We start from the raw sequence: 13,721 nt of genomic DNA, 5'->3' as shown, positions 1-13,721 counted from the left end.
CTATTCTCCCTTGGTCTTTTCGTTTTCCAGGTAGTTATCACCCTGTCTGCGCACCCATTCCCTTTTGCTCATGTAATAAACCTGGGGATCGGTGCCCAGCCTTTCTAGTAGTCTAAACGCGTACCTGCTTTTTGCCAGTTTAGCTACTTTGTGTTCAGGGTTATTCAAATCACCAAAGACAATGGCTCCGGTGGGACAAACTTCAACACAGGCAGGGATATAATCTTCTTCTTCCAGATGCATTGGATCACGGCCTTCCATACGTGCCTTCTCTTTGGCTGCTGCAAAACGATGGTGACAGAAAGTACATTTTTCTACTACACCGCGGGGCCTAACCGAAGTAGAAATATTTAAGGTCTTGTCCATACCTTCAGGCCAAACCGGGTCAAACCAGTTAAAATAGCGAGCGTGGTACGGGCAAGCAGCCATACAGTACCGGCAACCGATACAACGAGGATAAATCTGGCTGACAATACCGCCTTCTTCATCTTTTGTGGTCGCCACTACAGGACAAACAGTTGAACATGATGGCTTGCCGCATTGCATACATGGCCGTGGGAGGTAAGCAATATCATGTTCAGGAAAGTCTTTGCCATTGGAAAGCTCATATACGAGCATCCATGTCAAGGTGCGCAATTTATTAGATCCTTCAGTTACGGGGGCGATGTTGTTTTCTGCCTGGCAAGCAACCATACAGGCTCCGCAGCCTGTGCATTTGTCCAGATCAACAACCATTCCCCACTTAACTTTAAACTCTTTAACTTGCATGGGTTACCTCTTTTAAATCTTTATCTTGAATTTAGGCTTTAACAACTTTTACCTGAGAATTATTCCACACATAAAGACCAGTGGGCTTCTCCTGAGTCACGGTAAGCACGTTAAAAACATTATCACCCTTGCCTTTACTAAAGTCATCCCAGGCAGTGTGGCCAAAACCTAAAGGTGCAGCAACAACATCATTCATAACTGTTTCAGTGATGTTGACCAGGGCCTTGCACTGACCTGCGGCTGAAACAAGTTTGACTTTCTTATCTTGTTTAAGCCCAAGCTTTTTCGCTGTAGCCTTGTTCAGGTGCACATAAAAATCTTTTCCCTTGAGCTCGTTCTCCCGGATTGTAACCACTCCAAATGGAGGCGTGGCCAGCTTGGTATTACCAATGTAAGGCCTGGCCACTGGAGCAAGATAGATCGGATATTCGGAAGAAGGCATTTTCAGGCCGCCTGACAGAATCTGAGTTGGTAAGGCCAGAGCAGATTGAAAAACCTTTTTGTCCCCTACGTATGCCTGACCACCTTGCAATTCTTCCCAATCTGCGCCCAGCTTTTCAGCTTTGGCACTCAAAACATCCTCAAAAGAAGAAATACCCAGGTCAACTCCCAGTGCTCCGGCCAGTTCCAGGATAAAATCCGGAGTCGGTTTGGCGTCAAAAACAGGCTTAATCACGGGAGTACTTACACTGTAAGTAACTGCCCCGGCACCAAAGGGAGTGTATGCGTCATCAAGTCTTTCCAGGAAGTGCGGAGTAGGTAAAACCAGATCCGCTTTGGCTGCAGTTTCGTCGAGAAAAGTGCTGAAGCTTACTTTAAATGGAATCTTATCTAATACCGAAGCTACCTGAGCACCTTGTGGCAAGGCATACAGAGGATTAGCCTCATAGATAAACAGAACATCTGGCCGTTTAGCACCTTTTTGCACATCACTAATAAAATTGATCAGGCTGTTTTGTCTAAGTTGATTCAAGTCAGGTGCCTTATCCACGGCCTGAACACTTGGCAGAGCCACAAGACCTCCAGGCTGATTCAAACGGCCCAGAAGTAGATTCAGGAAAATGCCTGCCACCATATCCAGGCTACCGCTTCCCTGTCCAAAGTCGGAACCGGAAACAACGACCGGCCTCCTGGCAGCTATAAGTTCGGCAGCTATTTTCTTAATATCATTTGCAGGAACACCGGTTAAAGCTTGAACTTTAGACGGTGTATAATTGGTCAGAACATACTCTTTAAACTCGGCAAAACCTTTGGCGGAACATGTTTTTCCTGCTTTCAGGATATAATAAGCCAGACCTAAGGCAAATACGCTCTCTTTACCGGGTAGAACTGGAACCCATTTGTCAGCAACAGATGCTGATCCCGTTTGTACCGGGCCTACGTAAATATATTGACCTTTTTTCTGACCAAATGCCTTTTGGTTTCTGACCACTGTGCCCCAACTGGATAAGAGGTCAGCCCCAAGCATAAGAACATAATCGGAGTTCTCCAGGTCAAAGCCAATCTGTCCCTGACCACCCATAATTTTATTCCAGGCGGTGGCATAGGCAGTCGCATCACTCGGCATAAAATAGTAGTCAGAACTGCCCAAAGCAGCTAAAAATGCTGCCAAGACCTCATTGGCAGTGCCATTCTCATCTCCGCTGATAAGGGCTACATTGCCACTGCCTTTCTGGGTGGACAGTTTTTCTGCCAAAATTTTCTTGGCCTCATCCCAGGAAATGGACTCAAACTTGCCTCCATTATTTTTCAATGGCCCTTTCACTCTGGCAGGGCTATATAAAAGTTGAACAGCAGCAGCCCCTAATGGACAGATTCCGCCCTGACTCAAAGGATGACTGAAGTTTCCTTCCGCAGTAACCGGCCTCTTGCCTACGGTATTGATATCCAATCCACAACCTGCAGGACACAGTTTACAGGTTGTAGGAGTAACCCCCTTGGCCCCATATTTTAACTTAGGGATCCATGGCCAGTTCTGGCTCCAAATGGATACATCATCGAGCAACTTCCAGGGCACAGGGGTAAAAAGTGTACCGGCTGCGCCGCCAACTAAAAATGTGATGAATCCTCTGCGATCAAGTCCCATATTTCTACCCCTCTTTATTTATGACAAATATAACAGGCATTACTGGCGCCATTTTGGGCATGGCATCTCTCACATTGCCACATCTTCATTGTATGCTTACTGTATCCGCTCAGCTTGTTTTCATAAAAGACAGGCGGTGTATCAGTGTTAGCCACATCCAGGTGACATTCGGTACAATCAAAATCCTGGTGAGCAATATGGGAGAAGTAAACATTGTCTGGCTGTTTCTGATAAACCAGCCAAGGCACTTCCTTTTCTTCGTTGACATACTCTTCCACAAATTTTGCCTCATCAGGATCTTCACCCATCACTTCCATGTGACACTCAGCACACTGTTCAGTCGTGGGCAGACCAGCGTACGAGCCGTCTTCCCTGTAAGAATGACATTGCTCGCAGTCCATGGCCTGGTCCTCCACATGAACCTTGTGACTGAACCGGATGGGCTGAGCCTTTTCACTATACAGCACCTTGGGGAATCCCCACCAACCGAGGACGAGCGCACCCACAAAACCAACAATAAAGGTTACAAAAGGGAGCACTGCGCAACTCTTTGTTTTTGCCACTTTTTTTCCCTCCATACCACATTCCTCATTGAAATTTGAAAATTGCACACCAATACACCAGGCTAAATCCCTGCCACACTATGCAAGGTAGCACTTGAGTGTCAAGAGTTTAGGAAAAAATTCACGAAGTATTTATACAAAATTTTAATCTTTAAAATTCAAGATACAAAGCAAGAGGAGCAACAGAATAAGCACATGGCACAAGACACAACTTTTTGTCCATGATTGAACGCCCAATTATTTACTCTTCAGCCTTTTTCCTTGCCCTGTGTCTCCCATAAACATCCTCAAAGCGAACAATATCATCTTCTTCCAGATAAGGTCCGCTCTGGATTTCAATAATTTCTACTGGTACTTTTCCCGGATTGGCCAACCTATGCCTGGTTGCTTTGGGAATATCCACTGATTGATTTTCACAAAGTAAAATCTCTTTGTCCCCGACAACTACTTCTGCTGTACCTTTAATCACTACCCAGTGTTCACTCCTGTGGTAATGCATTTGCAGACTGAGTTTAGCTCCTGGCTTAACTACGATACGCTTAATCTTATAGAATTTACCCTCCTCCAGTACCGTATAGCTGCCCCAGGGCCTGTTCACAGTCACATGGGCCTCGACCAGTTGGCTCTCCTGCTCCTTCAGGATAGAAACAACATTTTTTACTTTTTGTACCTCTTGTTTGGGACACACCAGAGTGGCATCCCTGGTCTGGACAACAATCATATCTTTGAGGCCTATGGCAGCAAGTTTGCCACCTGTGGAAAACAAAAGACTATCTTTACACTCCAGAGGCAAGACATCTCCACTTATGACACAACCGTTCTCGTCCTTCTCCCCCAGCCTGTACAGGGCATCCCAGTTACCCAAGTCATCCCAACCAAAATCAGCCGGGACAACCGCGGCATTATCCACCTTTTCCATTATTCCATAGTCCACCGAAATATCGGGGATCCTGCCGTATCCCTGTTCCAGAGGCTTATCTTTTCTGTTTTTCCACCACTTAAACAGCTCGGGTTGCAGAGTCTCGACAGCCTGAATAAAATTTTGCCCTGGAAACATGAACATGCCACTGTTCCAATAATATGTACCCTGCTTCAAATATTCTTGGGCAGTGGGCAAATCTGGCTTTTCTACAAAGGCCTTGACTTTAAACGCGCCTTCTTTGATTTCTTCTCCTATGGCTATATAACCGTAGCCTGTTTCAGGCTTGTAGGGCTTAATGCCAAACGTCACAAACCAGCCATCCTGGGCAAGGCTTGCGGCCATATGCATGTCATCTGTCCAGGTCTTTTCATCCTGAATCTGATGGTCAGATGGGAAGACACCAATGATTGGCTCTTTTTCCAAGTCAATAATCTTATCCAGACCAAGTAAAATTGCCGGCAGAGTATTTCTGCCTACAGGCTCGCTTAAAACCTGAGCATCCAGGTCCGGACTTAACTCTTTAAGTTGACTTCTGACCTCAAATACATGTTCCTCATTGGTGACTACAAAAATCTTTTCCGGTGGGAGTAACCTTAAAATCCTGGATATGGTCTGCTGCAACAGGGATAAATTCCCGTTTATAGACAAAAGCTGTTTAGGCAAAAGAGTCCGGGACAGAGGCCAGAGCCTGGTTCCCGACCCGCCTGCCAGGACAATAGCAAATACGTTTTCCATTATTTAACTCCCGTGAAATCAGTATATTATTTTTATATTCAACACATTGAATGAGATTGCCACGAGCAGCAAAGCTGCCCTCGCAATGACATAGCACAAATCCTGTCATTGCGAGGGAGTGAGCGTGAGCGAAGCACCGAAGCAATCTCAATTTAAACTACAAAAAAACTCAACTTAGCCTTTTCACTTTTTTATATTTTAACCTTCATAAACAAACGGATTGTCAAATTCCCGAAAAAGAGGGAGATGTTTGTCTTTTTCCGAAAGAATAGGATTATCTGTCGGCCAGGTGATATTCAAATCAGGATCTGCATAGTATATACCGCGGTCATGCTCAGGGGCATAAGGTGCATCAACCTTGTACTGAAATTCTGTATTTTCCTCCAATGTCATATACCCATGAGCAAATCCTTTGGGGATCAATAATTGTTTGAAATTTCGAGCCGAAAGTTCTATCTTGAACCACCTGGCGTAGGTAGGTGAGCCTTGACGCAAGTCTACGACCACATCTAGTACGGCTCCTCTGGTCACCCTGACCAACTTGGTTTGGGCAAAGGGAGGGATCTGAAAATGAAGCCCGCGTAAGACCCCTTTGGCTCTTGAAAGGGCATGATTGTCCTGGATAAAATTGTAATTGAGCCCCTGCTGTTCAAAGGCAACCTGGCTAAAGGACTCCATAAAGTACCCACGATGATCCTCAAACACCCGGGGTTCAATAATAAATAAACCAGGAAACTCAGTAGAGATAAATCGCATATCTTTCCCCTTTATTATTAGCCCGCGATTAGTAGCTTAATTTTAGCTAGGAAACAAGAAAAAAGTGGAAAAATAAGTACAAAACAGTGGACAATAAACAGATAAACAAACAACTTTGCTCTTCCCTTAACGACCTAAAAAAGCAAAATCTGCTGCGGTCTATTCCTGATATAGATCATGGCGCGGACCTATATCTTGATTTTAAGGGAAAAAGGTTACTCAACCTGGCCTCTAATAATTACCTGGGCCTGAGTCAGACAGAAGTATTAAAGAAAGCAGCGTGCGAGGCCACCAAACACTGGGGTACTTCCGCGGCGGCTTCACGTCTGGTCACTGGAAATTTTTCCCTGTACTGCGAACTGGAAGATGCTGTTGCCAGGTTTAAAACACAGGAAAAAGCCCTGGTCATAGGCTCCGGGTACATGGCTAATTTGTGCCTTGTAACCAGCTTGACTCAAAGAAAAACTATTATCTTTTCAGACCGCTTAAATCACGCCAGCATCATAGATGGAATTATTCTTTCCCGGGCCAAACATATCCGTTACCGGCATAATGATATCGAACACCTGCATTATTTATTAAAAAAACATGCTTCATCTACACAAAAAATTTTAATTACGGATACAATCTTCAGTATGGACGGAGACCTGGCCAGGCTGGAAGAGATTGTTTCCCTGGCCAAAAAATTTAATGTTATCATCGTGGTTGACGAAGCACACGCCACAGGAGTGTTTGGCAAGGGGCGAGGCCTGGCCCATGCCTTGGGCCTGGAAAAGGAAATAGACATACACATGGGCACATTCAGCAAGGCCCTGGGCTCGTATGGAGCATATCTGGCCGGCGCAAAAGAGTGGATAGATTGGATAACGACCACGGGCAGGCCCTTTATTTATTCAACTGCCTTGCCCCCAGGTGTAATCGGAGCCAACCTTGCAGCCATAGACCTGGTCAGTCAAAACCCGAAGCAGGGTCAGAAACTACTGGATATGGGCAAGTATTTGCGCACTGAGCTTGATCGGCTGGGTTTTGATCTGGGCGACTCCGGGTCCCAGATTATCCCTGTTATCCTGGGTGATATCGAGACAACACTTAAGGCGAAAGAATTTTTATTGACAAAAGGCCTTTATGTAGCAGCAATTCGCCCTCCCACTGTGCCCCAAAATACTTCCCGACTGCGGCTATCCCTGCGCATTGATCTTAAAAAAGAACACTTGCAGCAAATTGTGCGGAGCTTTGAGGAACTCAAAAAACAGTTGTGAACTTTGGGAGATCTTCACCCTGCTACGCTCTATTCAAAATGACGAGTATAGCAAGTCATCCCGCCAAAAGCGGGGCGAAGAATCTCCATACTCAAAACTCAGAACTCAAAAATGAACTCATTAACAGACTCAATGTTTATCTCCGGTTGGGCTGGGTATCCGTTTCTTTATCCCCGCTTGAGCCAGAACACCCGGTCTTTGCTGCCCTTTGTCCAGGATAGTCCGGAAAAGATACTTAATCATGTCCGGAATTTTAAAGGTTCAACCATTATTGCCTGGTCCACTGGCGCACATATCTTACTCCACCAGCTTAGTGAAATTAAAAATAAAAACGTATTCCTGCTGGCCCCTTTTTTAGACTTTACTTCTTTCACTCCCAGATGGGTTTTAGACAGGATGATCCAGGGTATAAAAGAAGACGTGCACAAGGTGGTGAGCAAATTCTGGAAAAAATGCGGCATTAAAGAACAATATATAGCGCCAGAAGAGGATATACCAAGTCTAATCGAAGGACTTGAATTTCTGGCTTGTTCAAAAATTAAATTTGAAATCTCTGAGTTGAAATCTAAGGTCCTCATTATCCATGGCCAGGAGGATAAAATTGTTCCTTTAAGTGCAACTAAACAACTAAGCTCTCTTCTACCAGAGGCAGAACTTATTGTTGTCCCCTCCGGGCATTATATTCCTGAAGAAACAATAAAGCAGCTTGTTTATGCAAAAACAGATACAAAAATATTTTGATCAGGCAAAAGATACTTACAAACAAGAGGCCCGTATACAAAAAATAGTGGCCAAGGAGTGTCTTGAATTACTTAACAGGAACGACTTTGGCTGGATCCTGGAGATCGGTGCTGGCGGAGGTCTCTTAACAGAGGCGGCCAAAAGCAGGTTAAAAAGTAGGTATTACGTAGCAGTTGACCTTTCCCTGGCCATGCTAAAAGGCATTCAGGAAAGAGATGTTGTCCAGATCCAGGCAGATGGAGAAAGGCTGCCGTTTAAGCCTGGATCGTTCGACCTCCTTTTGAGTTCATCTACCATGCAATGGTACCAAAAAGGCGTACAAAGTATCGCTGAAAATCTTACTTATTTAAAAAAAAACGGCCAATTTGCCCTGGCCTTTTTTGTCCGGGGAACATTTAAGGAGCTAGCCTATGCCAGTGAGGTTACTGGATTTGGCTCGGTTTATCCCCTTGCCCAGGCCAAAACATATATAGATTTTTTTTCTCGCCTGAACATTAACTTTGACACCTGTAAAAAGACCTACACCATTTACTATCCATCGGTCAGGGACTTTTTGCAAAGCCATAAAAAGACCGGGGCCAGATACACCCGGCAAAAAAAGGCTTTAAGCAAAAAAAGATATCTGGATTTTTGTAAAATCTATACGAGGACTTTTGGAGAAGAAGGCAAAATCCCAGTAACCTATGTGGTTTTGTATTTGTGGGGAGGGGTCTAGGTACCTAAATTGAGCGTTTTTTTGCAGTTCAAACTTTGAGATTGCTTCGTCGCTTCGCTCACGCTCGCTCCTCGCAATGACAGGGGCGAGATTGTCATTGCGAGGGCAGCGAAGCTGCCCGTGGCAATCTCACCCATCGGGTGAAAATCGCTCAACCGATGTTTGCGCGCGGTGAAAAACCAAGATTTTCTAAAAGTTGAAGATCTTCTTCTAATGTTCTTCCTGTAGTGGTCAGATAGTTCCCGGTCATGATCCCACTTGCTCCTGCAAAAAAGACCATGGGATGAAGCTCCTTTAGATTCTGCACCCGTCCGCCACAAATAATTATTTCCTTGTCCGGCAAAACGTAACGCAGGATACTGATGATCTTTAAACACCTTAAGGGAGTGAGATAACTCTTGTTTTCCAGGGGCGTGCCAGGAATCGGGACCAGGAAATTTACGGGTACTGCATCTACATCAAGGCTTTTGAGTGTCTTTGCAAGTTCAACTACCTGGGCATCACTTTCTCCGAGGCCAAAAATCCCGCCCGAGCATACTGACAACCCTGCTTCTTTGGCCTGCTTTATAGTCTGAATGCGCTGAGCATACTCGTGGGTGGTACAAATACTCGGGAAAAAACTTTCTGCTGTTTCCAAATTGTGGTGGTACCTGGAAAGTCCTGCCTGTTTAAGCCTTGTCAGGTCATCCTTATGAATAATTCCCAGCGAGGCACAAAGATGGATATTTTTACCTTTTAACTCATTAAATACGTCACAGATATGATCAATTTCCGTGGCAGACAAACCTTTACCCGAGGTAACAAGAGAGTATCTGTGCACTTCTGTTTCTGCTAAGGATTGACCCAAAGAGATTAATTCCTGGCTGTCTTTTAATGGGTAACTAGGAACATCGGTTTCAAAGTGAGCTGATTGGGCACAAAAGTGACAATCTTCAGAACAACGCCCGGACTTGGCATTGCAGATCGTGCACAGATGAATCCCCCGGCCAAAAAAGTGTTCCCGGATAAGGTCTGCCCCGGCCATTAAAGCAAAAACATGTTCGTCTTTAACCCGGGCAATACTCTCCAACTCCCCGACAGATAAGTCCTGGTGGATGGCTTTCTCAGCCAAATCTAAAAAAAGTTTACGCATACTATCCATTCAGCGCTATCCTTTCCCTTTCTATTCCGATGCCATATACCCTGTTTCCATAAGACCCAACCGCCTTGATCAAAGCTCTCTCTTCCGGATCTATGGCCCTAATTTTTCGATTAACCCTAGAGCGGTTCTGCAAAAACCAGTCACGCAGGTCAAGCCTGGATTCCAGTCGCTTCTGAATCGAGTCCAGCCGGGGTGAAAAGGTTCCCCATCTCTCGCGCAAGAAAGCCAAAATTTCTTCCACGGACAAATCATAGGGATTTATATAGCATTCAAAACAATGCTTGCAGCGCGCTCTTTTTTTGCATCTTTTTTTGATCTTGATAAGCTGCGTATAAATGGCTGCCTCCACAGGCGTAAGCTTGGTTTTCCGGCCATTGAATTCCACCTCCAGTGATGCGATGTCCATCAACAGCAAGGGCAATTCCTGCCCTGCAATGCTCTCCTGGGCAGACTCTACTTTTCTCGTAAAAGAAACAGGAGATGTATCCATCTCCGTAAGACGCTCACGTAGCCTGACAAATGGAATCCTGGCCAAAACAATTTTTGCTTTGCGGCTGTTTACGGAATAAAGTCTGCCGGTTGACCTGTCATAGGCAGTATAGTCCTTGGGCGTTTTAGGCGGATAAAAAAAATCTGGATGATTTTCAAAGGGCGGGTTGACCAGAACATGAGAAAGTTCATCCTGGGGCCGCGCATAAAACTGCATGGCCATACCCAGATAAAAACTCATGGTTTTCCTCCCCCCGGCCAGCGAAGCATGCACCTGGCTGCCTGGATCAGAGCAAAGCTTACGCACTATATTGAGAATAAAATCCGCTGTAATGTTATTTTCAAGTTCATCCCTGAGATCAAGAACCTCTTCTCCGTTCCTACTAACAACATGCACTGTGGACTCATGAAAATGAATATTACCCAGCCCATACTCGCGGCACAAAGCATAAAAGCGTCCCTGTTCAGGATGCAAAAGCTTTTCCATGATTAGCATCTTGCCTGTGCCTGTAGTGATAACATGGACTTCATCAGGGATAAAAGCCGGTTTTTGCAGTTCTGCAAGGGCATAAATGGTCTCGGTAATAACCTGCGGGGTCAAACCGCAAAGGCAAAGGAGTATTTTGCGCATCCATTTCTAATATATCAATCAAAAATAAACTTCAAATAATCTCTATCTCTTTTAAAGGCAAAGCACGCGCGCACTGTCCCAGGACAACACATTTTTCCCAGCATCTGTTACACAGCCGAAAAAATTTGACTGCATCTTCATCCTTGTTAATAATTCTGGCCAGTTGTTGCTGAAGTCGTCTCAAAGCGTTTTTATCCAGTTCACACTCAAAAACAGAGCGTTGCACGCGCTGACCATAGCTTTCCATCAGCCTGGCCACCTTGTTTAAACGCTTTTCATCGCAAATATCGTAAATCACCAGTATCCACATCAGTAAATCCACCAATCTCTGTCCACCCAAATCTCGCCCTGTCCGCAAATCTGCACTTTTCTGCGGCACTCCTGACAAACAGGATAAACCAGCAGGGCATCTTCATCCATGTCCATTTCAGCCTTTAATCGCAACAACATCTCATCAATTTTTCCCCAATCAAGATCACACTCAAAAACCGAGTATTGCACTGGCACGCCATAGTCCTTGAGCAACCTATGCACCCGGTTTAACCGCTTGGGATCAGCAATATCATAAGTTACTACCACAAACATATAAATAAGCTCACAGGATATTTAAAAATTGTTTAAATCCGAATTTCGAATTTGGTGAGCTCTGTGAAGGCTTTACACATATAACCTCCTACCTGGGCGCAATAGGCTCATATTGACTACACTCACCCCGTACATAGGAAGCATAATGCTCTGCCTGCCGCTCAATCACCTGGCGCAAGGTTAATTTTTTATCTAACCTGGGATAATGTAAAAGCATGCTCAAGCGCTTTTCCAGACGGTTTAAAAAACGCTTCTTTGGTTCTTTCTTTAAAAAAACACCAACAACTCCAGCATCCTCCTCCCCAGGCCCTTCTGCCCCTCCTTTCTCCAATGCACGGGCCTGCTCCTGTGTACTCTCCTCCGGTGCCAGCATATCCACCTGCTCTACCCATTTTCCACTTTCACAGTCATCTTCTGCTACTTCTGGCTCATCGCGCCAGAAATCGTCTTTTTTTAAAATACCCAAATTAAAACAGGCCAGCACTGTCATATCCACAATGGGCGTGCGAAACTCTTCCATTAAATCCAGGGCCAGGGACACACGACCATAACTTAATTCATGCAAATTGCCCAGGGCGGGATCAAGCCCCACCGCACAAATAGCTCCAAGCACAACATTCATCAAAATAGTATAACCAAACGATAAACAGGCATTGACCGGATCAGTTGGCGGTCGCCTGGTGCGCTTCTTAAATTCCAGTTCTTTTGCAAAACCCAGACGCAGGGCCTGAAAATAAATTTTCGTGGCCTGACCTTCCAGCCCCCTTAAAGATTCCACACTTTCAGCAGATTGAACAAGAGTGTAAAAACGAGACAAATTCTGTGCAATGCCGGAGCACTCTTCCGAACGCAAAGTCCTGCCCATGCGCATAGCCAATGTGCGCATGTTCCTAATCTTGCCGGCCACTATGGAACGCGCTGTTTTGAGTTTAAACTCTTTGTCCTGCAATTTTTCGTACTGACACACGCGCAGGAAAACATTTTTCGGATCAGAGCCATTTAAAGAACCAAGATAGTTGCCCTGTCTGGTGAGGAAGATAACAGAAGTGTTGTTACGTAAAAGATGAGATAAAGCAGCATAGGTGATTTCAACCTTGCCAACCAGAATAAGACGCTCCAGGTTAAAGGTGTAAATGGTTTGTTGAAAATTTTCACCCCTCGCCACTAGGTGCTTGGCTTCCAGGTGCACCTTTACGCCCGGCTTTGTTATATAGACAACAGACATTATCTTCTCCCCTGGCACAATATAATTCTAAACAAGGGGACTTTAGCAAAAAAAATCTAGCCAGGGGAAAACTCAATGTTTGGCAAACATTTGCACAACAACTTTTCAGGCCACAACTCGCACCACTCAGAACCAGCGCCAATCCTTTTTTCCTAAAGGTACATTTCTATAATTGTTGGACAGAAAATTGATGATAAGGGCAATATTGTTGATGTCTCAATCCTTTTTTCTCAAAGGTACATCTCTATTATCACTTACTTACTGTATATATTCAACCAACGAAGGTTAGTCTCAATCCTTTTTTCTCAAAGGTACATCTCTATTCTTTATCTAGTCCTGCTTTACCTAAAAACCAACAAAAGGGGTCTCAATCCTTTTTTCTCAAAGGTACATCTCTATTTTGATAAAATTAAAGTAAAATCAAGAAAATATAAAGTTGAGTCTCAATCCTTTTTTCTCAAAGGTACATCTCTATTTTTATTTTAAAGATTTAAAAACGGGAAAACTTTAGTCTCAATCCTTTTTTCTCAAAGGTACATCTCTATTCATACTCAGACGTAGAGAATATGGACTCTTGGGAAGAATCTGTCTCAATCCTTTTTTCTCAAAGGTACATCTCTATTACAACTTTTACAGAAGGAGAAGCTTGGCAACTTTGCGAATTAGTCTCAATCCTTTTTTCTCAAAGGTACATCTCTATTGAAGCATTAATTGAAGCTTGGGAAAATGGAGAATTAGGTCTCAATCCTTTTTTCTCAAAGGTACATCTCTATTAACCTGCTTGTTTTCTTAGCTTTAAATATGGAATAGAGCTTAGTCTCAATCCTTTTTTCTCAAAGGTACATCTCTATTGCAGGCGTGGACTAAAAATCTTGAAGCGTACAAGCGTTCGTCTCAATCCTTTTTTCTCAAAGGTACATCTCTATTGCAATTAAAAATGAAAAGAATTTATTTCATTAAACTAAGAAGGTCTCAATCCTTTTTTCTCAAAGGTACATCTCTATTGTTTCTATCAGTAAAGGTAATTTCACTAGTGTCCGGTTTAAATTTAACCAAAAGAGCAGATAAGATAGAGTTATCAAGCAAATTTAAGTGATCTAGATTG

The 13,721-nt window shown here is 44.2% G+C and carries 13 protein-coding genes and 1 CRISPR repeat array; of the genes, 3 read left to right on the top strand and 10 right to left on the bottom strand.

The window, feature by feature from the left end:
• The 5 genes from qrcC to rfbC form a co-directional block, all read right to left on the bottom strand.
• A complete protein-coding gene (gene qrcC, locus KFV02_RS06260) occupies window positions 1-768 on the bottom strand; it encodes a menaquinone reductase iron-sulfur cluster-binding subunit QrcC (protein WP_252380686.1) in 768 nt (255 codons plus the stop codon).
• 31 nt (window positions 769-799) lie between these two features.
• Window positions 800-2,854, bottom strand: coding sequence for a menaquinone reductase molybdopterin-binding-like subunit QrcB (gene qrcB, locus KFV02_RS06255; protein ID WP_252380685.1), 2,055 nt, complete (start codon window positions 2,852-2,854; stop codon window positions 800-802).
• Window positions 2,855-2,868: 14 nt separating this feature from the next.
• Entirely contained in the window at window positions 2,869-3,432 is a 564-nt protein-coding gene (qrcA, locus tag KFV02_RS06250) for a menaquinone reductase multiheme cytochrome c subunit QrcA (RefSeq protein WP_252380684.1), read from the bottom strand.
• A 226-nt stretch (window positions 3,433-3,658) separates the two neighbouring features.
• Entirely contained in the window at window positions 3,659-5,074 is a 1,416-nt protein-coding gene (locus tag KFV02_RS06245; protein WP_252380683.1) for a mannose-1-phosphate guanylyltransferase/mannose-6-phosphate isomerase, read from the bottom strand.
• A 198-nt stretch (window positions 5,075-5,272) separates the two neighbouring features.
• Complete coding sequence (gene rfbC, locus KFV02_RS06240) at window positions 5,273-5,830, bottom strand: dTDP-4-dehydrorhamnose 3,5-epimerase (RefSeq protein WP_252380682.1); 558 nt, start codon at window positions 5,828-5,830, stop codon at window positions 5,273-5,275.
• A gap of 86 nt (window positions 5,831-5,916) precedes the next feature.
• Between rfbC and bioF the strand changes: the two genes are divergently transcribed.
• The 3 genes from bioF (at window position 5,917) to KFV02_RS06225 (ending at window position 8,545) form a co-directional block, all read left to right on the top strand.
• Complete coding sequence (gene bioF / locus KFV02_RS06235; RefSeq protein WP_252380681.1) at window positions 5,917-7,089, top strand: 8-amino-7-oxononanoate synthase; 1,173 nt, start codon at window positions 5,917-5,919, stop codon at window positions 7,087-7,089.
• 111 nt (window positions 7,090-7,200) lie between these two features.
• Window positions 7,201-7,830, top strand: a complete 630-nt coding sequence (locus KFV02_RS06230) for an alpha/beta fold hydrolase (RefSeq protein ID WP_252380680.1) — start codon at window positions 7,201-7,203, stop codon at window positions 7,828-7,830.
• The gene (locus KFV02_RS06225) at window positions 7,802-8,545 is read left to right on the top strand and encodes a methyltransferase domain-containing protein (RefSeq protein WP_252380679.1); all 744 of its coding nucleotides are present in this window, start codon (window positions 7,802-7,804) and stop codon (window positions 8,543-8,545) included. The genes KFV02_RS06230 and KFV02_RS06225 overlap by 29 nt, the downstream gene beginning before the upstream one ends.
• A 151-nt stretch (window positions 8,546-8,696) precedes the next feature.
• Here the strand turns inward: KFV02_RS06225 and bioB are convergent, their stop codons facing one another.
• The 5 genes from bioB to cas1 form a co-directional block, all read right to left on the bottom strand.
• Window positions 8,697-9,686 (bottom strand): biotin synthase BioB, encoded by a 990-nt coding sequence (bioB, locus tag KFV02_RS06220; protein WP_252380678.1) that lies wholly within the window; start codon window positions 9,684-9,686, stop codon window positions 8,697-8,699.
• Window positions 9,679-10,806 carry a CRISPR-associated ring nuclease Csm6 gene (gene csm6 / locus KFV02_RS06215; RefSeq protein ID WP_252380677.1) on the bottom strand — a complete coding sequence of 376 codons (1,128 nt, stop codon included), beginning with the start codon at window positions 10,804-10,806 and terminating at the stop codon, window positions 9,679-9,681. Before csm6 ends, bioB begins: the two co-directional genes overlap by 8 nt.
• Before the next feature lie 31 nt (window positions 10,807-10,837).
• Window positions 10,838-11,116 carry a CRISPR-associated endonuclease Cas2 gene (gene cas2 / locus KFV02_RS06210; RefSeq protein ID WP_252380676.1) on the bottom strand — a complete coding sequence of 93 codons (279 nt, stop codon included), beginning with the start codon at window positions 11,114-11,116 and terminating at the stop codon, window positions 10,838-10,840.
• Window positions 11,116-11,391 carry a CRISPR-associated endonuclease Cas2 gene (gene cas2, locus KFV02_RS06205; protein ID WP_252380675.1) on the bottom strand — a complete coding sequence of 92 codons (276 nt, stop codon included), beginning with the start codon at window positions 11,389-11,391 and terminating at the stop codon, window positions 11,116-11,118. Before cas2 (KFV02_RS06205) ends, cas2 (KFV02_RS06210) begins: the two co-directional genes overlap by 1 nt.
• Before the next feature lie 88 nt (window positions 11,392-11,479).
• Window positions 11,480-12,616 (bottom strand): CRISPR-associated endonuclease Cas1, encoded by a 1,137-nt coding sequence (gene cas1 / locus KFV02_RS06200; protein ID WP_252380674.1) that lies wholly within the window; start codon window positions 12,614-12,616, stop codon window positions 11,480-11,482.
• Between the two features lie 135 nt (window positions 12,617-12,751).
• Window positions 12,752-13,621: direct repeats of the CRISPR family, unit length 36 nt; unit sequence GTCTCAATCCTTTTTTCTCAAAGGTACATCTCTATT.
• Window positions 13,622-13,721: the final 100 nt, after the last annotated feature.

The sequence above is a fragment of the Desulfovulcanus ferrireducens genome, assembly GCF_018704065.1.
Classification (GTDB): Bacteria; Desulfobacterota; Desulfovibrionia; order Desulfovibrionales; family Desulfonatronovibrionaceae; genus Desulfovulcanus; species Desulfovulcanus ferrireducens.
The sequence above is the reverse complement of the archived record's forward strand: the minus strand, read 5'-3'. Positions and strand labels throughout refer to the sequence as shown.

What these genes read in the sequence shown, in the direction of transcription:
- KFV02_RS06230 (WP_252380680.1), top strand. Translation starts at nt 7,201, where the DNA reads ATGAACTCATTAACAGACTCAATGTTTATCTCCGGTTGGGCTGGGTAT.
- rfbC (WP_252380682.1), bottom strand. Translation starts at nt 5,830, where the DNA reads ATGCGATTTATCTCTACTGAGTTTCCTGGTTTATTTATTATTGAACCC.
- KFV02_RS06245 (WP_252380683.1), bottom strand. Translation starts at nt 5,074, where the DNA reads ATGGAAAACGTATTTGCTATTGTCCTGGCAGGCGGGTCGGGAACCAGG.
- qrcC (WP_252380686.1), bottom strand. Translation starts at nt 768, where the DNA reads ATGCAAGTTAAAGAGTTTAAAGTTAAGTGGGGAATGGTTGTTGATCTG.
- KFV02_RS06225 (WP_252380679.1), top strand. Translation starts at nt 7,802, where the DNA reads ATGCAAAAACAGATACAAAAATATTTTGATCAGGCAAAAGATACTTAC.
- qrcB (WP_252380685.1), bottom strand. Translation starts at nt 2,854, where the DNA reads ATGGGACTTGATCGCAGAGGATTCATCACATTTTTAGTTGGCGGCGCA.
- csm6 (WP_252380677.1), bottom strand. Translation starts at nt 10,806, where the DNA reads ATGCGCAAAATACTCCTTTGCCTTTGCGGTTTGACCCCGCAGGTTATT.
- cas1 (WP_252380674.1), bottom strand. Translation starts at nt 12,616, where the DNA reads ATGTCTGTTGTCTATATAACAAAGCCGGGCGTAAAGGTGCACCTGGAA.
- cas2 (WP_252380675.1), bottom strand. Translation starts at nt 11,391, where the DNA reads ATGTTTGTGGTAGTAACTTATGATATTGCTGATCCCAAGCGGTTAAAC.
- cas2 (WP_252380676.1), bottom strand. Translation starts at nt 11,116, where the DNA reads ATGTGGATACTGGTGATTTACGATATTTGCGATGAAAAGCGTTTAAAC.
- bioB (WP_252380678.1), bottom strand. Translation starts at nt 9,686, where the DNA reads ATGGATAGTATGCGTAAACTTTTTTTAGATTTGGCTGAGAAAGCCATC.
- qrcA (WP_252380684.1), bottom strand. Translation starts at nt 3,432, where the DNA reads ATGGAGGGAAAAAAAGTGGCAAAAACAAAGAGTTGCGCAGTGCTCCCT.